The 21,588-nt window shown below is 74.0% G+C and carries 20 protein-coding genes; 14 read left to right on the plus strand and 6 right to left on the minus strand.

Annotation, left to right across the window (positions count from 1 at the left end):
* Window positions 1-37 precede the first annotated feature (37 nt).
* The 4 genes from AB0K67_RS01280 to AB0K67_RS01295 are packed head-to-tail and all read right to left on the minus strand — an operon-like array spanning window position 38 to window position 4,270.
* The gene (locus tag AB0K67_RS01280; RefSeq protein ID WP_364050915.1) at window positions 38-916 is read right to left on the minus strand and encodes a glutathione S-transferase C-terminal domain-containing protein; all 879 of its coding nucleotides are present in this window, start codon (window positions 914-916) and stop codon (window positions 38-40) included.
* On the minus strand, window positions 913-2,502 hold the full coding sequence (locus tag AB0K67_RS01285; protein ID WP_364050918.1) for an ABC transporter ATP-binding protein: 1,590 nt from the start codon (window positions 2,500-2,502) through the stop codon (window positions 913-915). The genes AB0K67_RS01280 and AB0K67_RS01285 overlap by 4 nt, the downstream gene beginning before the upstream one ends.
* Complete coding sequence (locus AB0K67_RS01290) at window positions 2,499-3,314, minus strand: ABC transporter permease (protein ID WP_364050921.1); 816 nt, start codon at window positions 3,312-3,314, stop codon at window positions 2,499-2,501. The genes AB0K67_RS01285 and AB0K67_RS01290 overlap by 4 nt, the downstream gene beginning before the upstream one ends.
* A complete protein-coding gene (locus AB0K67_RS01295; RefSeq protein ID WP_364050924.1) occupies window positions 3,314-4,270 on the minus strand; it encodes an ABC transporter permease in 957 nt (318 codons plus the stop codon). The genes AB0K67_RS01290 and AB0K67_RS01295 overlap by 1 nt, the downstream gene beginning before the upstream one ends.
* A 168-nt stretch (window positions 4,271-4,438) precedes the next feature.
* Between AB0K67_RS01295 and AB0K67_RS01300 the strand changes: the two genes are divergently transcribed.
* Window positions 4,439-5,197, plus strand: coding sequence for a TylF/MycF family methyltransferase (locus AB0K67_RS01300; RefSeq protein WP_364050927.1), 759 nt, complete (start codon window positions 4,439-4,441; stop codon window positions 5,195-5,197).
* Window positions 5,198-5,378: 181 nt separating this feature from the next.
* Here the strand turns inward: AB0K67_RS01300 and AB0K67_RS01305 are convergent, their stop codons facing one another.
* A complete protein-coding gene (locus AB0K67_RS01305) occupies window positions 5,379-5,972 on the minus strand; it encodes an NAD(P)H-dependent oxidoreductase (protein WP_364050929.1) in 594 nt (197 codons plus the stop codon).
* Window positions 5,973-6,270: 298 nt separating this feature from the next.
* On the opposite strand from AB0K67_RS01305, the gene AB0K67_RS01310 reads away from it, so the two are divergent.
* Both AB0K67_RS01310 and AB0K67_RS01315 read left to right on the plus strand, forming a co-directional pair.
* Window positions 6,271-7,122, plus strand: a complete 852-nt coding sequence (locus AB0K67_RS01310; protein ID WP_364050932.1) for an oxidoreductase — start codon at window positions 6,271-6,273, stop codon at window positions 7,120-7,122.
* A 27-nt stretch (window positions 7,123-7,149) separates the two neighbouring features.
* Complete coding sequence (locus tag AB0K67_RS01315) at window positions 7,150-8,316, plus strand: nucleotide disphospho-sugar-binding domain-containing protein (protein ID WP_364050935.1); 1,167 nt, start codon at window positions 7,150-7,152, stop codon at window positions 8,314-8,316.
* A gap of 95 nt (window positions 8,317-8,411) precedes the next feature.
* Here the strand turns inward: AB0K67_RS01315 and AB0K67_RS01320 are convergent, their stop codons facing one another.
* Window positions 8,412-9,536, minus strand: a complete 1,125-nt coding sequence (locus AB0K67_RS01320; protein ID WP_364050937.1) for a class I SAM-dependent methyltransferase — start codon at window positions 9,534-9,536, stop codon at window positions 8,412-8,414.
* Between the two features lie 285 nt (window positions 9,537-9,821).
* Here AB0K67_RS01320 and AB0K67_RS01325 point away from each other — a divergent pair, with 285 nt between their 5' ends.
* The 11 genes from AB0K67_RS01325 (at window position 9,822) to accD (ending at window position 21,452) form a co-directional block, all read left to right on the plus strand.
* Window positions 9,822-11,033 (plus strand): acyl-CoA dehydrogenase family protein, encoded by a 1,212-nt coding sequence (locus AB0K67_RS01325; protein ID WP_364050939.1) that lies wholly within the window; start codon window positions 9,822-9,824, stop codon window positions 11,031-11,033.
* A 37-nt stretch (window positions 11,034-11,070) separates the two neighbouring features.
* Window positions 11,071-11,889 carry a 3-oxoacyl-ACP reductase FabG gene (gene fabG / locus AB0K67_RS01330; RefSeq protein ID WP_364050941.1) on the plus strand — a complete coding sequence of 273 codons (819 nt, stop codon included), beginning with the start codon at window positions 11,071-11,073 and terminating at the stop codon, window positions 11,887-11,889.
* A gap of 12 nt (window positions 11,890-11,901) precedes the next feature.
* Complete coding sequence (locus AB0K67_RS01335) at window positions 11,902-12,882, plus strand: aromatase/cyclase (RefSeq protein ID WP_364050944.1); 981 nt, start codon at window positions 11,902-11,904, stop codon at window positions 12,880-12,882.
* Window positions 12,879-13,340 carry a nuclear transport factor 2 family protein gene (locus AB0K67_RS01340; RefSeq protein WP_364050947.1) on the plus strand — a complete coding sequence of 154 codons (462 nt, stop codon included), beginning with the start codon at window positions 12,879-12,881 and terminating at the stop codon, window positions 13,338-13,340. Before AB0K67_RS01335 ends, AB0K67_RS01340 begins: the two co-directional genes overlap by 4 nt.
* Complete coding sequence (locus tag AB0K67_RS01345; RefSeq protein WP_364050950.1) at window positions 13,325-14,386, plus strand: LLM class flavin-dependent oxidoreductase; 1,062 nt, start codon at window positions 13,325-13,327, stop codon at window positions 14,384-14,386. Before AB0K67_RS01340 ends, AB0K67_RS01345 begins: the two co-directional genes overlap by 16 nt.
* Entirely contained in the window at window positions 14,379-15,782 is a 1,404-nt protein-coding gene (locus tag AB0K67_RS01350) for an MDR family MFS transporter (RefSeq protein ID WP_364050953.1), read from the plus strand. The genes AB0K67_RS01345 and AB0K67_RS01350 overlap by 8 nt, the downstream gene beginning before the upstream one ends.
* Before the next feature lie 99 nt (window positions 15,783-15,881).
* Entirely contained in the window at window positions 15,882-16,823 is a 942-nt protein-coding gene (locus tag AB0K67_RS01355) for a 3-hydroxyacyl-CoA dehydrogenase NAD-binding domain-containing protein (protein ID WP_364050956.1), read from the plus strand.
* Window positions 16,820-18,094, plus strand: coding sequence for a beta-ketoacyl-[acyl-carrier-protein] synthase family protein (locus AB0K67_RS01360; protein ID WP_364050959.1), 1,275 nt, complete (start codon window positions 16,820-16,822; stop codon window positions 18,092-18,094). The genes AB0K67_RS01355 and AB0K67_RS01360 overlap by 4 nt, the downstream gene beginning before the upstream one ends.
* Window positions 18,091-19,389, plus strand: a complete 1,299-nt coding sequence (locus AB0K67_RS01365) for a ketosynthase chain-length factor (RefSeq protein WP_364050962.1) — start codon at window positions 18,091-18,093, stop codon at window positions 19,387-19,389. Before AB0K67_RS01360 ends, AB0K67_RS01365 begins: the two co-directional genes overlap by 4 nt.
* Before the next feature lie 36 nt (window positions 19,390-19,425).
* A complete protein-coding gene (locus tag AB0K67_RS01370) occupies window positions 19,426-19,683 on the plus strand; it encodes an acyl carrier protein (protein ID WP_364050965.1) in 258 nt (85 codons plus the stop codon).
* Window positions 19,680-21,452, plus strand: a complete 1,773-nt coding sequence (gene accD / locus AB0K67_RS01375) for an acetyl-CoA carboxylase, carboxyltransferase subunit beta (protein ID WP_364050968.1) — start codon at window positions 19,680-19,682, stop codon at window positions 21,450-21,452. Before AB0K67_RS01370 ends, accD begins: the two co-directional genes overlap by 4 nt.
* Window positions 21,453-21,588 lie beyond the last annotated feature (136 nt).

Raw genomic sequence — 21,588 nt, forward strand, 5'->3', positions numbered from 1 at the left:
CGCCGGACGGCTGCGGACGACCGGCGACCCGATGCGGCTACGGCCGCGCGTCCGCCAGCCATTCGGGGACGACGAGCGTGGTCTCGCGGAAGGCCGGCAGCGCGAACAGGTCCTGCACGTAGCGGTGCAGCCGCTCCCACGACGGCAGCGGCCGTCCCGTGATGCTGGACAGCGCGTTCCCGCCCTGGTCGAAGCGGACCAGCGTGGTGTAGAAGCGCAGGTCCGCCTCGGTGATGGCGTCGCCGAGCAGGTAGCGGTGCGTCGCCAGCCGCGCGTCGAACTGGTCGAGCGCCGCGATCACCTGCGGGCGCACGTCCTCGTGACGCTTGGCCGTGGCGGACAGGGCCAGCGAGATCTCCTCGTAGATGAGCGTGTTGACGGCGTCGATGCGCCCGGCGAGCTCCTGCGGGTAGAGCTGCACGTCGCTAGTGGCGTACGCGCCGAACTGCGTGCCGATGTCCCGCAGGATGTTGAAGTACTGGTTGCTCAGGATGCGGCCCTCGTGCCGGTCCCACAGCACCGGCACCGAGATGTGGCCGGAGTAGCCGGGCCTGCTCGCCTCGTACGCCTGGCTGAGCAGGGTGAAGCCGTTGACCTCGTCGGGGCCCCGGCGCTCGCGGAAGGCCCAGCCGCGCCCGTCGCGGTCGTCGTCCACGACCGAGACGCCGATCACGTTCTCCAGGCCGAGCAGCAGCCGGGCGATCCTGGCGAGCTGCGCGACCGGGCACGACAGCGCCACATAGAGGTGGTATCTGCCGGGCTCGGCGGGGTGCGCGGCGTCGCCGATGCGGCCGTCGAAGTCGTACGCGGGGGGCACGCTGCGGTCGGTCATGCCGCGGAACGGGTCGTACCTGCCGTACCTGTCGAGATCGACGGGGCCGGCGTAGGCCGGGGCCCCGGTCGTACGGGCTGTCATGCGGGCTCCTCTATGGTCGGTTCAGCGGGGACGGCGTCGAGCAGCGCCCTGGTGTAGGGGTGGCGCGGCTCGCCGAGGACGTCGGCGGCGGGCCCGTGCTCGACGATCCGCCCGGCCCGCATCACCGCCACCCGGTCGGCCACCTGCCGCACCACCGCCAGGTCGTGGGAGATGAACAGGTAGCTGAGGCCGAGCTCGGCCTGCAGCCCGGCGAGCAGGTCGAGCACCTGGGCCTGCACGGTCACGTCCAGCGCGGAGACCGGCTCGTCGCAGACGACCAGCTCGGCGCCGAGCGCGAGCGCGCGGGCGATGGCCACCCGCTGGCGCTGGCCGCCGGACAGCTCGGCGGGCCGCCGCCGCGCGATCGAGGCGGGCAGCGCGACCCGGTCGAGCAGCTCGGCGACGCGGGCCCGGCGCGCGGCGCGGTCGCCCACGCCGAAGGCGCGCAGCGGCTCCGCGACGCTGTCGCCGACGCTGCGCCGGGGGTCGAGCGAGGAGTACGGGTCCTGGAAGACCGGCTGCACCCTGCGGCGGAACCGGCGCAGCGCGGCCCGCCCGCCGGCGGCCACGTCCTGCCCGTCGAACACGACCCGGCCGCGCGTCGGCGGCAGCAGGCACAGCGCCATGAGCGCCAGCGTGGACTTGCCCGAGCCGGACTCGCCGACCAGCGCCAGCGTCTCGCCGCGCCCCACGCTCAGCGTCACGTCGTCCACGGCCGTCACGTCGCCGAACGTCTTGGTGACGCCTTCCATCGACAGCAGCGGCTCGCCGGAGGCGGGAACGGCCGGCCTGGACGGCGCTGCGGCGAGGCTGGGGGCGTTCGCGACCAGGCGGCGTGTGTACGGATGGTCCGGCGCGCGCAGGATCACGGCCGCGGAACCGCTCTCCACCGACCGACCCTCGTGCAGCACGAACACGCGGTCGGCCCGCTCGGCGGCCAGCGCCAGATCGTGGGTGATGAGCAGCACGGCCGTGCCGGAGCGCCGGGTGAGCGCGGTGAGATGGTCGAGGATCTGCCGCTGCACGGTGACGTCGAGCGCGCTGGTCGGCTCGTCGGCGATGAGCAGCCGGGGCCCGGCGGCCAGCGCGATCGCGATGAGCACGCGCTGGCGCATGCCGCCGGACAGCTCGTGCGGGTAGCGGCGGGCGCACGCCTCGGGATCGGGCAGCCCGACCTCGCCGAGCAGCTCGACGGCACGCTCCCGCGCCTCGCGGCGCTCGGCCATGCCGTGGACCAGCAGCGTCTCGGCGACCTGCGCGCCCACCCGCATGACGGGGTTGAGCGAGACCATCGGGTCCTGCGGCACCAGGCCGATCTCCCTGCCGCGGATGCGCCGCATCCGGCGGCGGCCCGCACGGACCAGGTCCTCGCCCGCGAACAGCACACTGCCCCCGGTGATCGCCGCGCCCGCGGGCAGCAGCCCGAGCACGGCGTGCGCCGTGGTGCTCTTGCCCGAGCCCGACTCGCCCACGACCGCGACGATCTCGCCCTCGCCGACCGTGAGATCCACGCCCCGCACCGCCGGGCCGCCACGGTAGGAGACTCGCAGGCCGCTGACCCGCAGCAGCTCCCCGCCGCCGCTCACCTCGGCACCGCCGCGGCGCCCTCGGGACGGGTGTGGCTGAGGCCCGTCGCGGCCAGCACGGTGAGCACCACCATGAGCCCCGGAAACGTGGTCAGCCACCAGCAGGTGCCGACGAAGTCACGGCCGGCGGCGGCCAGCGCTCCCCATTCGGCGTTGGGCGGCGGCGCGCCGAAGCCGAGGAAGCCCAGCCCGGAGGTGGCCAGCAGGGAGCCGCCGATCGCCAGCACCGCGTACGACAGCACCGGCGGCGCGGAGTTGGGCACGACGTGGCGCAGCAGCACCATCGGGGTGCGCACCCCGGCGGCGATCGCCGCCTTGACGTAGAGCCGGGTGCGCACGCGCAGCACCTCGGCCCGCATGAGCCGGGCGAACGTGGGCACCGTGGCCAGCGCCACCGCGATGGCGATGTTGGTGGTGCCGCTGCCCAGCACGGCGATGGTGACGAGGATCATCAGCATCGTGGGGATGGCCATGAGCACGTCCACCGCCCGCATGACCAGCCCGTCGAGCAGCCCGCCCGCGTACCCCGCGATCAGGCCGAGCAGCATGCCGGCGGCCAGCGCCAGCGCCGTGGCGAGCAGGCTCACCTCCAGCGACGGGCGGGCGCCCCAGACGACCTCGCTGAACAGGTCGCGGCCGAGCTGGTCGGTGCCGAAGGGGTGGGCGGCGCTGGGCGGCAGCAGGGCCCGCGCGGGGTCGCCCTCGTGCGGCCCGTACGGCGCCACGGCGGAGGGGAACAGCGCGCAGACCGCGATGGCGGCGGCCGCCGCCGCGGACAGCAGCGCCGCGGGCCGGCGCAGGAACGTCGGCATCAGGTGGTCCTCCCGGCCGGGCGGCCCGCGGTGACGCGCGGGTCGAGCCATGAGTAGAGCAGGTCGATGAGCAGGTTGAGCAGGATGTACGCGGCGCCCACGAAGACGACCATGGCCTGGACGACCGTCATGTCCCGGTGGGCGATGGCCGTCACCAGCAGCCGGCCGAGCCCGGCCCGCCCGAACACGATCTCCGCGACCGTCGCGCCGCCGATCAGGCCGCCGGTCAGCATGCCGACCACGGTGATCGCGGGCAGCGCGGCGTTGCGCAGGGCGTGGCGCAGGTTCACCCGTACCGGGCTCGCGCCCTTGGCCAGGGCGGTGGTCACGTACGGCTCGGCGAGCGTGTGGCGCAGGCTGCCGCGCAGCACCTGCGCGATCATCCCGGCGCTCGGGACGGCCAGCGTGAGCGCGGGCAGTACCAGGCTGCCGAAGCCCTCGTTGCCGGTGGCGGGAAAGAGCGGCAGCCGGAACGAGAAGCCCTCGATGAGCAGGATGCCCAGCCAGTAGCTCGGCATCGAGACGCCCAGCACGGCCAGCCCCGCGAGCGCGCCGCTGAGGAGACGTATGCGGGTCAGCGTGCCGGCCACGGCGACGGCCACGCCGATGAGCAGCGACAGCGGGAGCGCGAGCGCCAGCAGGGCGAGGCTGTCGGGCGCCGCCTCGCCGATGGCCGCCACCGCGGGCTGGCCGGAGGCGATGCTCCTGCCGAAGTCGCCGGTGAGCGCGTTGCCGATGAAGGTCAGGTACTGCTCCGCGATCGACCGGTCGAGCCCGAGCTCGTGCCGGAGTGCGGCCTCCTGCTCGGGGGTCGCCTGCAGGCCGCCGAGGTTCCCGTTGAGCATCAGCTCCACCGGGTCGCCGGGCAGCAGGTGCACGAGGGCGAAGGACAGCGTCACCGCGACCAGCAGGACCAGGACCAGGGAGAGCAGGCGCCGGAGAAGGTACCGGCTCACGGGCGCGGCGTGCGGGGCGAAACGATCATGATCGTCACGGTAGGCGCCGCCGCTAGAGCCCCGCTCGAGCGCGGGTGGAGCGTACCGGCTCCAACCGTATTCGAGGCCCTGCGGTGACGATCCTCGCGTTCCGCCATCCGGCCGCCGGCTCTGCCACGAGGAGATCACATGCCCGACGGGACGCAGCTCTACCTGGACCTGCTCAAGAAGATCCTGACCAACACCATCTACCAGGACCCCACCTTCCCCGACCCCGCCGCGGAGCACGGCATCTCGGGCTACCGGGACGACATCCGGGAGATCGGGCTCGACTGGCCCACCGTTGCCCACACCATGGTGGGCCGCAAGCGCCTGGACAACGTGCACTGGGCGGTGGAGACGGTGCTCAAGGACGGGGTGCCGGGCGACTTCATCGAGACCGGCGTGTGGCGCGGCGGCGTGTGCATCCTGATCCGCGCGATCCTGCAGGCGTACGGGGTGACCGACCGTACGGTGTGGCTGGCCGACTCGTTCGAGGGCATGCCGGTGACGGGAGACGACGGTCACGAGGCCGACCGGACGCTGGCGGTGCACCGCTACAACCACGTGCTGGCGGTGTCGCTGGAGACGGTGAAGGAGAACTTCGCGCGGTACGGGCTGCTCGACGACCAGGTGAGATTCCTGAAGGGCTGGTTCAAGGACACGCTGCCCGCCGCGCCGCCCGGGCCGCTCGCGGTCATCCGGCTCGACGGCGACCTGTACGAGTCGACCACCGACGCGCTGGTGAACCTTTATCCGCGGCTGTCGGTGGGCGGCTTCGCCATCATCGACGACTACGCCATCAAGGCGTGCCGGGAGGCGGTGTACGACTACCGGGAGACGTTCGGCATTAAGGATGAGATCGTGCCGATCGACACGTTCGGCGTCTACTGGCGGCGTACGAGCTGAGCCGGGTGGCGGGCCGCCAGGCTCAGGCCGTACGCCGGGCGGCCCGCCGCCCGGCGAAGGCCGGCTCTCCAGGGGTGGCGGCGGGCCGCCCGGCGAGTGCTGATGCTGCGGACGTGGGGCGGCTCGGCGGAGGCTGGTTTCCAAGACGCGTGAGAGCGGGCGCTCCCGGTGACCGCCCGGCTCAGCAGACGTAGGGGCGGGCCGCCCGCGCCGACCGCAGCGCCTCGCCCCACCAGCCGAGCTGGTCGAGCAGGAGCTTGGCGGCGGCGGAGACGCTCTCGGCGTCGCGCGGCCTGCCGGCCTCGTCGAACTGCGCGTACGCCATGTGGAAGCTGACCGTCTCGCGGATCGTGGTGGCGTGCAGCTCGGCGAAGACGAGCCGGAGCTGCTCGACGGCGCGCAGGCCGCCCGCGTAGCCGCCGTAGGAGACGAAGCCCACGGGCTTGGCCCGCCACTCGGGGCCGACGGAGTCGATGGCGAGCTTGAGCGAGGCGGGATAGCCGTGGTTGTACTCCGGGGTGACGACGACGAAGGCGTCGGCGGCGCCGATGCGGGCGGCGAAGTCGCGTACCTGCCTGTCGGGGTACTCGCCGGTGCTGACCGGGTGTTTCTGCTGGACGATCGGCAGGGGCACCTCGGCCAGGTCGATGATGTCGAGCTCGAAGCCGCCGTGATCGCGGACCCGCTCGACGACCCAGTTGCCGACGATGGAGCCGAAGCGGCCCTCGCGGGTGCTGCCGATGATCACGGCCAGGTTCAGAGGAGCGCCGGACAATGAGAGATCCCTTCTGCGCTGCGGAATGAGGGCATCGTAACACCGAAACGGAGCGGTGCGCTCCGTTCAGAGCGCAGCGCTCCACTTTGCCTGGTTAGTCGGCTTGGTGCAGCGCTCCGCTTGGCGCGGTTGGTCGGCTTTACGTTGGTCGGCTTTACGTAGCGCTCCGCCGAGTCCGGGCCACCGGCCGCGTGCAGCGATCGTTCAGCGCGGTCCGCCGAGCCGGGCGCGGCGATCCGCCCCGCGCGGTCCAGCGGCCGTGTAGCCGGAATCGAGCGAGGCCGCCCAAGGTGGCGGCATGACCGACACCACTGCACGGCCGCGCCGCTGGTTCGTCACCGGCGCCTCGCGCGGCCTCGGCCGGGCGATCGCCGAGGCCGCGCTGGCCGCGGGCGACATCGTGATCGCCACCGCGCGCAAGCCGGACGCGCTGCACGACCTCGTCGCCGCCCACGGCGAGTGCGCCATCGCCCTGCGGCTCGACGTGACCGACCGGCAGGCCGTCTTCGCCGCCATCGACCGGGCGGTGGAACTGGCCGGCGGCATCGACGTCCTGGTCAACAACGCCGGCCACGGGCTGGCCGGGGCCGTGGAAGAGGTCTCCGAGACGCAGGCCCGCGAGGAGCTTGAAGTCAACTTCTTCGGCGCGCTGTGGTGCGTGCAGGCGGTCCTGCCGGTGCTGCGCCGCCAGGGGAGCGGCCACATCGTCCAGATGTCGAGCATCGCGGGCGTGACCACGTACCCGAATCTCGGCCTGTACTGCGCGAGCAAGTGGGCGCTCGAAGGGCTGAGCGAGACGCTGGCCAGGGAGGTGGCCGGGTTCGGGGTGCGAGTGACGATCGTGGAGCCGGGCGAGTTCCGTACGGAGTGGAGCGCGGGCAGCATGGTCAGGGCCACGCCGCTGGCCGCCTACGACGACGTGCTGGCCAAGCGGCGGCACGGGCTTTCTGGCGCGTACGCGCACCTGCAACCCGGAGATCCCGCCCGGCTCGGCCAGGCGCTGCTGGAGGTGCTGGACGCCGATCCGCCGCCGCTGCGCCTGCTGCTCGGGCGCGGCGCGGCCGAGCTGGCCCCGCGCGTGCTGCGCGAGCGGATCGCCGGATGGGAGCCGTGGCGCGAGCTGGCGGAGAGGGCGGACTTCGATGCGTGAGCCGGGGATCTGCGAGGAGGCCTGGGCATGAAGGTCATGATCGTCGTCCTGCCGGCGCTCGGGCACCTCTTCCCGGTGGTGCCGCTGGCCTGGGCGTTGCGCGCGGCCGGTCACGAGGTGCTGGTGGCCACCTCCGACGGCGCGGTGAACGCCGCGATCCGGGCCGGGCTGCCGGTCGTGGACGCCGCTCCCGGCGTGGACATCGCCGCCACCGTCTTCGGGCAGGGCCAGGGCACCAAAGAGGAACGCGCCCGCACCTTGCGCGAGCGCGGCAAGAAGATCGCCGAAGCCGGTGCCACCACCCCAGACCTGGTCTTCGAACGGTTCGCCCGGGTCTGCGCGCTGATGGCGGGCGAGACGCTGAAGGCGGCCCGGGACTGGCGTCCCGACCTGGTCGTGTACTCCAGGCTGCAGGGCGCGGGGCTGCTCGTCGCCGCCGCGCTCGGCATCCCGGCCGTCGAGCACGGCTTCAACTTCGTCGCCGAGCCCGGCTTCGCCGGACGCTACCTGCCGCACCTCGCCGAGACGTTCGACCGCAACGGCGTGCCCAGGCGCGAGCCGTACGTTCAGCCGCTGCATGTCGCGCCGCCGGAGCTGATGATCGGCGGCGGTGAGGGCTGGCCTGTCCGGTACGTCCCGTACAACGCGGGCGGTGAGCTGCCGCCCTGGCTCTTCGAGCCCGCCCGGCGGCCCCGGGTGCTGGTCACGTTGGGCACCGTGGTGCCGAAGATGGCCGGGCTCGACGGGCTGGCCCCGCTGCTGGCCGCCGCCGAGGAGACGGACGCCGAGTTCGTGCTGGCCCTGGGCGGCCAGGCGGAGCCGGGCGCGCTCGGGCCGCTGCCCGCCAACGTACGCGAGGCGGCCTGGCTGCCTCTGCACGCGGCGCTCGCCCGCTGCGCCGCCATCGTGCACCACGGCGGGTCCGGCACCACGCTGACCGCGCTGGCCGCCGGAGTACCGCAGCTCGTGCTGCCCCATGGCGCGGACCAGTACATCAACGCGGGCGTCGTCAGCGGCGGCGGGTTCGGGCTGAGCCGCGAGCCCGAAGCAGCCGGCCAGAAGGAGCTCGCCGAGCTGCTCGACGACGGCCCCATCCGCGCCGCCGCACGGGCGGTCGCGCGGCGGCTGCGCGACCTGCCACCGCCCGCCGCCCTGGTGCCCAGGCTGGAGGGCCTGGCCGCGGCAGGCGGCTGAAGCCCCCGCTCAAGAGCCTGATCACGGCGGCCCTATGAGCGGCCGCGTAGGGCTCAGGGCCTGAGCCTGGTGACCGGCGGGCCGTTGGGCCCCCGCTACCGGGGCTTGCGGGCGGGGCCCGGCTCGTCGTTGAAGCCCTTCTCGATGAACGCGATGTTGTGGTACACGTGCACGCCCGTCACGTGGGCGTCGGTGTAGGAGGGCGCTTTGCCGTACTCCTTGTGGTGCAGGCCGTCGAGCAGCGCCCCGATCAGGCCCATCGTCGTGCCGGGGCCCGAGGGGCCACCGCCGTAGGAGGGCCAGTAGGAGGTCTGCAGGTCCTCGATGACGTACCAGCCGCCCGGCCGCACGTGCGGGAAGAGCGCCGCGAACGAGGCGAGCACGTGCGCGTTGACGTGGCTGCCGTCGTCGATGACGATGTCCAGCCCGCCGAGCCCGGCGCCCAGGCGGTCGAGGAAGGCGCCGTCGCTCTGGTCGCCTTTGATCGTGCGGATCCGGGGCTCGTCCAGCCGTTTCTCGTGCACGTCGAGCCCGTGGATCAGGCCGCGGCGGAAGTACCGCTGCCACATGCGCAGCGAGCCGCCGCCCGCGCGCGGGTCGTCGTAACCGCCGATGCCGATCTCCAGCAGCCGCACCGGGGCGTCGCGCAGCGGCGCGAAGTGGCGCTCGTAGTGCTGGGTGTACCAGTGCACACCGCCCCATTTGTCCGAGCCGAAGGCCACCGCCAGGTCGTCGAGCGGCGGGGGCGCGGTGCGCAGCTCGCGCAGCAGCGCGTGCCCGGCCCGGATGCCGCGCCGCCTGCGGGCGAGCAGCGGCGCAACCTCGGCCGGGTCGGGGTCGTCGGGCCAGCGGGCCGACAGGTCGTGGCGCAGGTGCAGGCCGGCGCCGCGGGGGCCGTACAGCGCCCGCGCGAAGTCCGCGATCGGGTACGCGATCCACACGTCGGCCCCCTCGTCCGCCTCAGCCCCCGTGCCGAGCAGCGTCGCGCCCTCGGGCCCGAAGCCGATGTCGACGACGATGGAGGTCTCTGCGGGGACGGTCAGCTCCAGCCGGACCACCGCCTGTTCAGGGGCCGGGCCGCAGCGGCTGAGCAGCTCGGCCACCAGCGCGTCCGCCACCTTCTCCGGGCCGGTCTCGGCGATCACGCGGTCGTAGCCGCCGTTCAGATCGCCCGCCTCGACCAGCGGCGCCACCACACCCCACGGTTCCACATCCGTCATGCGACGTGCCCTTTCTCGTCCGTTTTACCGGCCGAGCGTGGCTGGTGCGTGCGGAGCCGGCGTCCATGCGCGCTGGAGCGGGGCTGGAGGCGGCGCGGATGGGGGGAGCGGTCCGTTCCACCGATCGGACGTGGCTGGTGCGTGCGGAGCCGGCGTCCATGCGCGCTGGAGGCGGCGCGAGCGCCGGAGCGCAGTCCGTCCGCGTTCGAGCGCCGGTAGAGGGGCGCCGGTGACAGTGGGGCGACGGCGCCCCGGCGGGCGCGCGGCGAGACGGAGGTGACCGGAATGGACGTCCAGACACCGGCGGGCGGCGCCGCCGTGGCCGAGGGGGTGGCCGCCGGCGCGCCGGGGGTGCGGGAGCTGGCGCTCGTCGCCGGGCGGCACGCCGTACGGGCCGACGCCACCGGCAGGCCGGACCCGGAGACGGTGGGCGGCATCGTGACCGCCGGCTTCGCCAGGCACTTCGTCCCCGAGCGCTACGGCGGGGCGGCGGGCGGGTTCGCCGCGCTGCTCGGCGCGGTCGCGGCCGTGGGTGAGCGGTGCGCGTCCGCCGCATGGAACGCCTCACTGGCGGCCGGGTCGGCACGGCTCGGCGCGTACCTGCCCGAGCGCGGCCAGGCGGAGCTGTGGGCCAGAGGGCCGGACGCGCTGGTGGCGGCCGGGCTCGTGCCCTCCGGCCGGGCGGTGAGTGACGGCGACGGCTGGCGGCTGTCCGGCGAGTGGGCGTATGCCAGCGGCGCGGAGTTCTCCGACTGGGTGCTGCTCGCCGCCCCCTCGGGCCCGCGTGACGCAGCCGGAGGCGACCGGCCAGGGGTGCGCTTCTTCGCGCTGCCGCGCGCCGCCTTCACGGTGCGGCACACGTGGCGGGCGCTCGGCATGCGGGCCACCGCCAGCGACACCGTGGTGGTGAGCGACGCGTACGTCCCCGAGCACCGGTCGGTCCCATGGGAGCGGATCCACCGGGGCACTCCTGAGCCTCCGGCGGCGCGGTGCCATGCGGTGCCGTTGCGGCTGGTCAGCGGCCTGCTGTTCGGGGCGCCCGCGCTCGGTGCCGCGACGGCCGCCGTACGGGAGTGGAGCGAGCGCCTGCGCGGCGACGCGTCGGCCGGCGAGAGCGCCCGGCTGGCGCTGGCATCGGCCGCGGCGGAGGTGGAGACGGCCGGGCTGCTGCTGGCCAGGGCCGCCGAGACCGCCGATCGCGAAGCGCCGGACGGCGAAGGCGACATCGCGAGGGACGAGGCGCGCAACGCGCGGGACTGCGCCTACGCCGTCGAGCTGCTGCGCCAGGCCACCGACCGGCTGTTCCGCGCCGCGGGCACCCGCGTGCAGGCGGCCGGAGACCCGCTCCAGCGCGCGTGGCGGGACGTCTCCTGCGTGGCGAGCCACGTGGCACTGCGCTTCGAGCCTGCCGCCCTGCGCTATGCCGCCCACCTGCTCACCGGCGGGTTCGAGCGCGAGTCGAGCGGGGCGGCAGCCCGGCTCCAGACCCGGGTGTGACCGTCGGGGTCGGACAGCGCGAGAGCGAGGAGACGGCATGACCGAACAGCACAGCACCGGGGAGGCGGGTGCCGCGGTCGCACGGCGCAAGCTGGCGCTGGTGACCGGCGGCACCAGCGGCATCGGCCTGGCCGTGACCAGGTCGCTGGCCGCCGCCGGGCATCAGGTCTTCATCTGCGCCCGCAGGGCCGACCAGCTCGCCCTGGTGGTGAAGGGGCTGCGCGAGGAGGGGCTGGCGGTGGACGGCGTCCCGGCCGACGTGCGCGAGCTGGGCGACGTGCGGAACTTCGTCGAGACGGCGGTGAGCCGGTACGGTCCCGTGGACATCCTGGTCAACAACGCCGGGCGCAACGGCGGCGGTGTGACCGCCGAGATCACCGACGAGCTCTGGTTCGACGTCATCGACACCAACCTCAACAGCGTCTTCCTGGTCACGCGCGAGGTGCTGACCAGCGGCGGCATGGCGGCGCGCAAGCAAGGCCGGATCATCAACATCGCCTCGACGGGCGGCAAGCAGGGCGTCGTGCTCGGCGCGCCGTACTCGGCCTCCAAACACGGCGTGATCGGCCTGACCAAGGCGCTCGGCCTGGAGCTGGCCAAGTCCGGCATCACCGTGAACGCGGTCTGCCCCGGCTATGTCGAGACCCCGATGGCCGAGCGCGTCAGGAACGGCTACGCCGAGGTCTGGGGCACCACGCCCGACGAGGTGCTCACCAGGTTCAACGCGAAGATCCCGCTGGGGCGCTACTCCACCCCCGAGGAGGTGGCCGGCCTGGTCGGCTACCTCGTCACCGACACGGCGGCGTCGATCACCGCGCAGGCGCTGAACGTGTGCGGCGGCCTGGGCAACTACTGAGAGGAGAGTGAGATGGCCGAGCCGCGCATCCACCGGACCGAGCACCGCATCACGGTGCGGGCCCCGGCGGAGCAGGTCTACGAGCTGATCGCGGACGTGACCGCCTGGCCGCGCGTGTTCCCGCCCACCGTGCACGTCGAGCGGCTGGAATCGGCCGATGAGGACGGCGGCACCGAGCGGATCACGATCTGGGCGACCGCCAACGACACGGTGAGGTCGTGGACGTCCCGCCGCGAGCTGGACCGGGCCGCGCTGCGCATCGCGTTCCGCCAGGAGGTCTCGCAGCCCCCAGTGGCCGAGATGGGCGGACTGTGGGAGATCGAGTCGCTGCCCGGCGGCGAGACGCTCGTCCGGCTGCACCACGACTACCGGGCGGTCGGCGGCGATCCGGACGGCGCGGAGTGGATCGCGCGGGCGGTGGACCGCAACAGCGAGGCGGAGCTGGCCGCGCTCAAGCGGGTCGCCGAGCGGGAGGCCGCGCAGGAGCGGCTGCTGCTGGTCTTCGCCGACAGCGTCGAGGTCGCCGGGTCGGCCGCAGACGTCTTCGACTTCGTCGACCAGGCACAGCACTGGGCCGAGCGGCTGCCGCACGTGGCCCGCGTCTCGCTGCGCGAGGTGCAGCCGAACGTGCAGGTGCTCGGCATGGACACGCGGACGGCCAAGGGCGACGTGCACACCACCGAGTCCGTACGGGTGACCTTCCCCCACCGCTCCATCGTCTACAAGCAGCAGGTGCTGCCCGCGCTGCTGTCGGTGCACAACGGCCGGTGGACCTTCGAAGAGCGCGACGGCCGTACCGTCGCGACGAGCGAGCACACGGTGGTCATCAAGGAGGAGGCCATCCCCGCCGTGCTCGGCGAGGACGCCGACGTGGAGACCGCCCGCGCCTGGGTGCGGCGGGCGCTCAGCGGCAACAGCCTGGCCACGCTGGAGCACGCCAAACGGTACGCCGAGAGCCGCACCGCACCGGCGGCGTCGGGAGCGGCGTCGTGACGACCTCGCTGTCCCCGGGCGTCCTGTACGCCGAGATCCAGGCGTTCTACGCCCGCCAGACCCGCCTGCTCGACCGCGGCAGGACCGGCGAGTGGGCGGCCACCTTCACCGAGGACGGCGTCTTCGAGGAGGTCACCAAGGGCCTGCGGCTGGAGGGCAGGGAGGCGATCGCCGCCTCCGCCCGCAAGCGCGCCGAGGCCACCGCCGCCGAGGGAGTCCAGCGCCGGCACTGGTTCGGCATGCTGGAGATCGCCGATGAGCCCGGCGGCAGGCTCGGCGCCACGTACTACGCGCTGGTGATGTCCACCCCGGCGGGCGGCGGGCTGTCGGTCTACCTCAGCGCCGAGGCGCACGACGTACTGGTCCCGCACGCCGGTGGCTGGCTGGTCCGCCACCGCAGCATCCGTCACGACGCGGCCGGGCCGCTGGAGAGCGAGGCGCCGTGGAGTTCGGCATAGTCTTCTTCCCCACCGTCGGCCCCGACGACCGGCCGGCGCCGCAGTACTTCGACGAGTGCCTGCACCTCGCGGCGCTGGCGGAGGAGCTGGGCTTCGCGCACGTCAAAACCGTCGAGCACTACTTCTTCCCCTACGGCGGCTACAGCCCCGACCCGGTGACGTTCCTGGCCGCCGTGGCCGCGCGTACCAGCAGGATCCGGCTCGGCACCAGCGCGGCCATCCCGGCCTTCACGCATCCGGTCAAGCTCGCCGGCAAGCTCGCCATGCTGGACAACATCTCCCACGGGCGGCTGGACGTCGCGTTCGGGCGGGCGTTCCTGCCGGACGAGTTCGCCGCCTTCGGCATCCCCCTGGACGAGAGCAGGGACAGGTTCACCGAAGGGGTGACGGCCTGCGTCCGGCTGTGGAGCGAGGAGAACGTCACGTTCGACGGGCGCTTCCACCGGTTCGGGCCGGTCACCCTGCTGCCGAAGGTGGTGCAAAGGCCGCACCCGCCGGTCTTCGTCACCAGCGCCCGCAGCCCCGAGTCGGTCGAGCGGGCCGGGACTGACGGCTACCACCTGCAGACGGTGCCGAACGTGATGTCGCGCGAGGTGCTCCAGGAACGCCTGGCGATCTACCGCAACGCCTGGGCGGCCGCCGGACACCCCGAGGGCGCGGCCCGCATCCACTTCAGCTACCCCACGGTGGTGGCGGACGACGGCGAGGAGGCCGCCAGGAAGGGACGCTACGACGAGGAACGCAACACCGCGGCCATCGCCGCAGCCGTCCGCGCCTGGAGCGGCACCACCAGCGCCGCCTACCCGGGCTACGAGAAGCTGGCCGACCTCACCACGCGCGCCACGTTCGACGACCGGCTCAAGGACGACAAGGTCCTGGCAGGCGACCCCGACCAGGTCAGGGCGCAGCTCGAACGCATCGCCGGCTGGTACGGCGACGACGTGACGATCAGCCTGGGCATCCACTCGGGGCACCTCGACGTCGGGGACGCGGAGCGCACGCTGCGCCTGCTGGCCGACCGGGTGCTGCCCAAGCTGCATGCCTGAGGAGGCGGCGCGGCAGGCCGGCCCGTCCCGCGTGGACGGCCGGCTGCTGCGCGTCGGCCTGATACTCCAGCTCGGCGCGCTCGCGCCGCTGCTGGACACCACGATCGTCAGCGTCGCGATCCCGGACCTCGGCCGGGCCTTCGGCGCGCCGGTCTCCGCCATCCAGCTGGTCAGCACCGGCTATCTGCTGGCCTTCGCCATGGTGGTGCCGCTGGTCGGCTGGGCGATCGAGCGTTACGGCGGTCGGGCCGTCTGGACGGCCTCGCTGCTGGCCTTCCTGGCCGGGTCGCTGCTGTGCGGGGTGGCGTGGTCGCTGCCGGTCCTGGTGGCGGCCCGGGTCGTGCAGGGTGCGGCGGGCGGCATGGTCTTCCCGGTCATGCAGACCGTGCTCGCGCAGGTCGCGGGGGAGCGGCGGCTCGGGCGCGCCATGGCGATCCTCGCGGTGCCCGGCCAGTTCGCGCCCATCGCGGGGCCGACGCTCGGCGGCGTGCTCGTGGCCACGCTCGGCTGGCGGTGGATCTTCCTCGTCAACCTGCCGATCTGCCTGATCGCGCTGGTGGCCGGGCATCGCGGGCTGCCGCGCGGCACGCGCGACGCCGGGCGGCGGCTGGACGTGACGGGCCTGGTGCTGCTCGCGCCCGCGATGGCGCTGCTCGTCTACGGCCTGACCCGGGTCGGCGAGGTGCCCGGCGGCCCCGACGCGCAGGCCGTCGCATGCGCGGGAGCGGGGATCGCGCTGCTGCTCGCCTTCTCCGCCCGCGCGCTGCGCCGGCCCGCGTCGCTGGTGAACGTCCGCCTGTTACGGGCCCGCTCGCTGGCCTCGGCGTCGGCCGTGGTGTTCTGCACCCAGGCCGCGCTGCTCGGCACGATGTTCGTGCTGCCGCTGTTCTACGAGCGGCTGCACGGCGCGGACGCGCTGCGGGCCGGGCTGCTGCTCGCGCCCCAGGGGATCGGCGCGATGCTGGCGATGCCGCTGGTCGGCCTGCTGGTGGACCGGATAGGCCCCCGGCCTCTCGTGCTGGCCGGGATCGTGCTGGCGATCGCGGGCACGCTGCCGTTCGCGCTGGCGGGCCCGGCGACCGGTCAGGCGGCGCTGGCGCTGGCTCTCGGGGTGCGCGGGCTCGGCCTGGGCGCGGCGGTGATCCCCGTCGTCTCGGCGGCCTACTACGGGGTCGCCGAGCGCGACTATCCGGGCGCCACCACCGTGTTCAACATCGTTCAGCGGCTGGGCGGCTCGTTCGGCACGGCCGTGCTCGCGGTCGTGCTGCAGTGGCGGCTGACCGGTCCCGGCGGGGTCGCCGGCGCGTACGCGGTGACGTTCTGGTGGGCCATCGGCTTCACCGTGCTCACGCTGGTGCCCGCGCTGTTCATGGTGGGCCGCCACCGTACTGAGTGATCTGTCCTAGTTCGTCCTGGACTTGAGTGCACCACGAGGCACGCCGGTGATGCTGACCCGGTGTACGGCAACGGAAACGATCGGGGATGGTGACGGCCAATGGCCGCTGAGGCGACAATCATCGGCGCGGGAACCATAGGGCTCGGATGGACCGCCCTGTTCCTCGCCCGCGGGCTCCGGGTGCGCGTCAACAGCCGCCGGGCCGACGCCGGGCGCATCGTACGCGAAGGCATCGAGCTGTTCGCGCCCACGATCCCGGGCGGCGGCGCCGACCCGGACGAGCTGGTCACCCGGCTGCGCATCGAGCCCGACCTGGACCGCGCGCTCGACGGCACGGACGTCGTCCAGGAGAACGCGCCGGAGAACCTGGAGCTGAAGAAGGAACTGTTCGGCAAGATCGCCGCGGCGGCTCCGCCGGACGCGCTGCTGCTCAGCTCCACCTCGACCTTCCTGCCCGAGGACATCGGCGCCGACCTGCCCGACCCGCGCAGGGTCGTGGTGGGCCACCCGTTCAACCCGGCGCACCTCATCCCGCTCGTCGAGGTCGTCACCGCCGAGGGCGCCGACTCCCGGCTCGCCGAGCGGGCCGCGGCCTTCTATCGCGACCTGGGCAAGACGCCCATCGTGCTCGGCCGCGGCATCAACGGGTTCGTCGCCAACCGGCTGCAGTCGGCGCTGCTGCGCGAGAGCATCCACCTCGTACGCTCAGGCGTCGTCACGGTCGAGCAGCTCGACGCGATCGTGGTCGCCTCCATCGGGCTGCGCTGGGCCACCATCGGCCCCTTCCACTCCTTCCACCTCGGCGGCGGGCCCGGCGGGCTGCGCCACTGGCTCAGCCACCTGGGCGCCGGGCTGGAGAAGGGCTGGGCCGGGCTCGGCAACCCCACGATGGACGAGCAGACCGTACGCACCCTCATCGACCAGGCCGACCAGGCGTTCGCCGGCCGCACGTACGAAGAGCTCGCCGCCGAGCGGGACGCCAGGCACACGGCGGTGCTGCGCGCGCTCGCCGAGCTGGACGAGGAGGCTCCCGCCCGATGAGCCGCACCGCAGTGATCACCGGCATCGGCGTCGTCGCGCCCGGTGGCGTCGGGGTGAAGCCCTTCTGGGAGCTGCTGGTCTCCGGCCAGACGGCCACCCGCACGATCACGCACTTCGACGCCTCGCCCTTTCGGTCCACCGTCGCCGCCGAATGCGACTTCGACGGCGCCGCCGAGGGGCTGACCCCGCAGGAGCTGCGCAGGATGGACCGGGCCACCCAGTTCGCGGTGGTCTCGGCCCGCCAGGCGCTCGCCGACAGCGGGCTCGCGCCGCAGGAGCTCGACCCGTACCGGACCGGCGTCGCCATCGGCAGCGCCGTGGGCTGCACCACCAGCCTGGAACGTGAGTACGTGGTCGTCAGCGACGGCGGCCGCGAATGGCACGTCGACCCCGGCTACGCGGTGCCGCACCTGTACGACTACTACGTGCCCAGCTCCATCGCGGCCGAGGTCGCCTGGGCTGTGGAGGCGCAGGGCCCGTGCACCGTCGTCTCCACCGGCTGCACATCGGGCCTCGACGCGGTCGGCCACGCCGTACGGCTGATCGAGGAGGGCTCGGCCGACACCATGATCGCCGGCGCGTCGGACGCCCCGATCTCGCCCATCACCCTGGCCTGCTTCGACGCCATCAGGGCCACCACACCGCGCAACGACGAGCCCGCCACGGCCTCGCGGCCCTTCGACAACACCCGCAACGGGTTCGTGCTCGGCGAGGGCTCGGCGGTGTTCGTGCTGGAGGAGCGCGAGCGGGCGCTGGCCAGAGGCGCCCACGTCTACGCCGCCGTCGAGGGGTTCGCCTCCCGCTGCAACGCCTTCCACATGACCGGGCTGCGTCCCGACGGCAAGGAGATGGCGGCGGCGATCGGCGCCGCGCTCGACGAGGCCCGCCTCACGCCCGACGAGGTCGGCTACGTCAACGCCCACGGCTCCAGCACCCGCCAGAACGACAGGCACGAGACCGCCGCCTTCAAGCGCGCGCTCGGAGACGCCGCCTACCGGACGCCGGTCAGCTCGATCAAGTCGATGATCGGCCACTCGCTCGGCGCGATCGGCTCGCTGGAGATCGCCGCCTGCGCGCTCGCCATCGAGCACGGCGTCATCCCGCCCACCGCCAACCTCCACGTACCCGACCCCGAGTGCGACCTCGACTACGTCCCCCTGGTCGCCAGGGACGCCGCCGGGCTCGACACCGTCCTCACCGTGGGCAGCGGCTTCGGCGGCTTCCAGAGCGCGATGGTGCTCACGGGGCCGCGGCGGGCGGGCCGCCGATGACCGCGACGGGCACGTTCGAGACGGGTGTCAACGCGGCGGAGGTGCACGGGGCGCGGCGGGACGAGGCAGCGGCTTCCGGGACGACCGTGATCACCGGGATCGGCGTCGTCGCGCCGAACGGGCTGGGTGTCGCCGACTACTGGGCCGCGACCCTGGAGGGCAGGTCGGGCATCGGGCGCATCACCCGCTTCGACCCCGCCCGCTACCCCGTGCGCCTGGCCGGTGAGATCTCCGGCTTCGTCCCCGCCGACCACCTGCCCGGCCGGCTCATCCCGCAGACCGACCACATGACCAGGCTCGCGCTCGTGGCCGCCGACGAGGCGCTGCGCGACGCCGGGCTCCGCCAGGACGCCCAGCCCGAGTACGGCGTCGGCGTGGTGACCGCGGCGGGCGCGGGCGGCTTCGAGTTCGGCCACCGGGAGCTGGAGAAGCTGTGGCGCGACGGCCCCGAGCACGTCAGCGCCTACCAGTCGTTCGCCTGGTTCTACGCCGTGAACACCGGCCAGATCTCGATCAGGCACGGCTTCCGCGGACCGAGCGGGGTGCTCGTGTCCGACCAGGCGGGCGGCCTGGACGCCATCGCCCAGGCGCGCAGGCACGTACGCGGCGGGCTGCCCGCGGTCGTGACGGGCGCGGTGGACGGCTCGCTGTGCCCGTGGGGCTGGGTCGCCCAGGTGAGCACGGGGCAGCTCAGCCGCGCCACCGACCCGGCGAGCGCCTATCGGCCGTTCGACGCGGACGCCTCGGGGTTCGTGCCCGGCGAGGGCGGCGCGATCCTCATCGCCGAGGACGCCGCAGCGGCCGCCGCCCGTGGCGCCCGCGTCCACGGGCGCGTCCTCGGCTACGCGGCCACCTTCGACCGGCGGCCCCGCCCCGGCGCGCCCACAAGCCCGTTCGGCCTGCGCAGGGCCATCGAGCTCGCGCTGGCGGACGCCGGCCGCGCGCCCGGCGACATCGACGTGATCTTCGCGGACGGCGCCGGCGTCCCGGACCTCGACAGGGCCGAGGCGCAGGCGCTGGCCGCCGTCTTCGGGCCGCGCTCGGTGCCCGTCTGCGTACCCAAGACCATGACCGGCCGGCTCTGCGCCGGCGCCGGGCCGCTCGACGTGGCGGCCGCGCTGCTGTCGATCAGGGACGGACTCGTCCCGCCCGCCGTACACGTACGGCCGGACCCCGGCCACCGGCTCGACCTGGTCACGGGCGAGCCGCGCCCGCTGCGCGTGCGCAACGCCCTGGTCGTCGCCAGAGGCGCGCGCGGCTTCAACAGCGCGATCGTGGTGGGCGCGCCGGCCTGAGCAGCGCTCAATTCCGGAACTTCAGGAGGGATCTTCATGAAACCGCTCACGCTGGCCGACCTGGCCGCGATCCTGCGCGAGGTCGCGGGCGAGGACGAGACCACGCCACTGGAAGGCGACTTCGCCGACGTCCCGTTCAGCGACCTCGGCTACGACTCCATCGCCGTGCTGGAGATGGCCGCCCGGCTGAGCAGGGACTACGGCGTGCACCTGTCCGACGACGACGTTCTCGGCCCCGCCACGCCCCGGCAGGTGCTGGAGCTGGCGGGCTCCGAGACCGAGCCGGCGCCGTGACCGCGACCACGCTCCGCCCCGTCACGAACGCCTCCTGGTGGCGCTGCGACGGCTGCGGCTACCTCCTTTACGCCAAGCGGCTGGCCCGCTCCCACGGCGTGTGCCCCGAGTGCGGGCATCACCGGCGCATGCCCGCGATCGAGCGGCTTGAGCTGCTGCTCGATCCGGGCACGGCCGAGCCGCTCGACGTCCCGTACCCGGCCGACGACCCGCTCGGCTTCACCGACACCCGGCCGTACCGGGAGCGGCTGGCCGAGGCGCGGGCCCGTAGCGGGCTCGCCGAGGCGGCGATCGCGGCGCGCGGCCTCATCGGCGGCGTGCCCGCGATGGTCGTCGCGATGGAGTTCGGCTTTCTCGGCGGCAGCCTGGGCGCCGCCGTCGGCGAGCTGATCACGGTGGCCGCCGAGACCGCGCTGGCCGAGCGCAGGGCGCTGGTCATCGTGGCCGCGTCCGGCGGCGCTCGCATGCAGGAGGGCGCGATCGCGCTGATGCAGATGGCCAAGACCAGCCAGGCGCTGCTGGCGCTGGACGAGGCCGGGCTGCCGACCGTCTCGGTGATCACCGATCCGACGTACGGCGGGGTGGCGGCCTCCTTCGCCACGCTCTGCGACGTCATCGTGGCCGAGCCCGGGGCGCGGATGGGGTTCGCCGGGCCGCGGGTGATCGAGCGGACGATCGGCGAGAAGCTGCCGCCCGGCTTCCAGACGGCCGAGTTCCTGCTGCGGCACGGGCAGATCGACGCCATCACGTCCAGGAACGAGCTGCGCCCCACGCTGCGCCGCCTGCTCCGCGCGCTCGCCCCCGCGCAACCACCCCGGCCACCGGCTCCCGGACACCCGCGCCCGTCGCCGTCCCGTCCGCCGGCTTCCGGCTGCCCGCGCCCGTCGCCGGTCCGGCCGTATCCCTCCGGCCCCGCCGCCGTCGAGCGACCCGGCGCTGTGGTGACGGAGCCGTCGCGGCTGCCCGCCGCCGACCCGTACGAGATCGTCCGGTCGGCCAGAAGCCTCGACCGGCCCACCGCGCTCGACTACGTGCACCGGCTCGTGGACGACTTCGAGGAGCTGCACGGCGACCGGCTGGGCGGCGACTGCCCCGCCACGGTCGGCGGCGTGGGCACCCTCGACGGTCAGCCCCTCGTGGTGATCGGCCAGCAGAAGGGGCACGACGCCGCCGAGCTGCGGGAGCGCAACTTCGGCATGCCCGTACCGGCCGGGTACCGCAAGGCGGCCAGGCTCATGCGGCTCGCCGCCAAGCTGGGCATCCCCGTCCTGACGCTGGTGGACACGGGCGGGGCGTACCCCGGGGTGTCGGCGGAACGCGAGGGCCAGGCCGTCGCGATCGCCGAGAATCTGCGGCTCATGGCCGGGCTGCCGGTGCCGATCGTGTCCGTGGTGATCTCCGAGGGCGGCAGTGGCGGGGCGCTCGGGCTGGCCGTCGCCGATCGCGTCCTGATGCTGAGCAACGCCGTCTACTCCGTGATCAGCCCTGAGGGGTGCGCCGCGATCCTGTGGCGCGACGGTACGGCGGCGCCGCGCGCGGCCCGCGCCCTGGGGCTGGACGCGCGGGAGCTGCTGGCCCGGGGCGTGGTGGACGCGGTCCTGCCCGAGCCGGACGGCGGCGCCCAGGCCGACATCGACGGGACCGCGCGCCTGCTCGGCGAGGTCGTCGGCGCGACCCTGGCCGAGCTGCGCGCGTTGCCGGCCGAGGAGCTGACGGCCCGCAGGAAAGCCCGCTTCCGGCGGATCGGATCGCAGGCGGTGACGGGGTGAGGCAGGAACGCGGCACGCTCGGCACTCCGCCGGTCACCGACCACCGCAACGGCCTCCCTCAGCCCGCAGCACCTCTGGAGCCGATACAACGGTCAGGTTTGCCGAGCCCGGCAGAGCGGCCAAATCCGCCGAGCCC

It is taken from the genome of Nonomuraea sp. NPDC052634 (assembly GCF_040678535.1).
Taxonomy (GTDB): Bacteria; Actinomycetota; Actinomycetes; order Streptosporangiales; family Streptosporangiaceae; genus Nonomuraea; species Nonomuraea fastidiosa.

Coding starts and splice junctions, on each gene's coding strand:
- AB0K67_RS01280 (WP_364050915.1), bottom strand. CDS start 916: ATGACAGCCCGTACGACCGGGGCCCCGGCCTACGCCGGCCCCGTCGAT.
- AB0K67_RS01290 (WP_364050921.1), bottom strand. CDS start 3,314: ATGCCGACGTTCCTGCGCCGGCCCGCGGCGCTGCTGTCCGCGGCGGCG.
- AB0K67_RS01300 (WP_364050927.1), top strand. CDS start 4,439: ATGCCCGACGGGACGCAGCTCTACCTGGACCTGCTCAAGAAGATCCTG.
- AB0K67_RS01310 (WP_364050932.1), top strand. CDS start 6,271: ATGACCGACACCACTGCACGGCCGCGCCGCTGGTTCGTCACCGGCGCC.
- AB0K67_RS01315 (WP_364050935.1), top strand. CDS start 7,150: ATGAAGGTCATGATCGTCGTCCTGCCGGCGCTCGGGCACCTCTTCCCG.
- AB0K67_RS01320 (WP_364050937.1), bottom strand. CDS start 9,536: ATGACGGATGTGGAACCGTGGGGTGTGGTGGCGCCGCTGGTCGAGGCG.
- AB0K67_RS01325 (WP_364050939.1), top strand. CDS start 9,822: ATGGACGTCCAGACACCGGCGGGCGGCGCCGCCGTGGCCGAGGGGGTG.
- fabG (WP_364050941.1), top strand. CDS start 11,071: ATGACCGAACAGCACAGCACCGGGGAGGCGGGTGCCGCGGTCGCACGG.
- AB0K67_RS01335 (WP_364050944.1), top strand. CDS start 11,902: ATGGCCGAGCCGCGCATCCACCGGACCGAGCACCGCATCACGGTGCGG.
- AB0K67_RS01350 (WP_364050953.1), top strand. CDS start 14,379: ATGCCTGAGGAGGCGGCGCGGCAGGCCGGCCCGTCCCGCGTGGACGGC.
- AB0K67_RS01355 (WP_364050956.1), top strand. CDS start 15,882: ATGGCCGCTGAGGCGACAATCATCGGCGCGGGAACCATAGGGCTCGGA.
- AB0K67_RS01360 (WP_364050959.1), top strand. CDS start 16,820: ATGAGCCGCACCGCAGTGATCACCGGCATCGGCGTCGTCGCGCCCGGT.
- AB0K67_RS01365 (WP_364050962.1), top strand. CDS start 18,091: ATGACCGCGACGGGCACGTTCGAGACGGGTGTCAACGCGGCGGAGGTG.
- AB0K67_RS01370 (WP_364050965.1), top strand. CDS start 19,426: ATGAAACCGCTCACGCTGGCCGACCTGGCCGCGATCCTGCGCGAGGTC.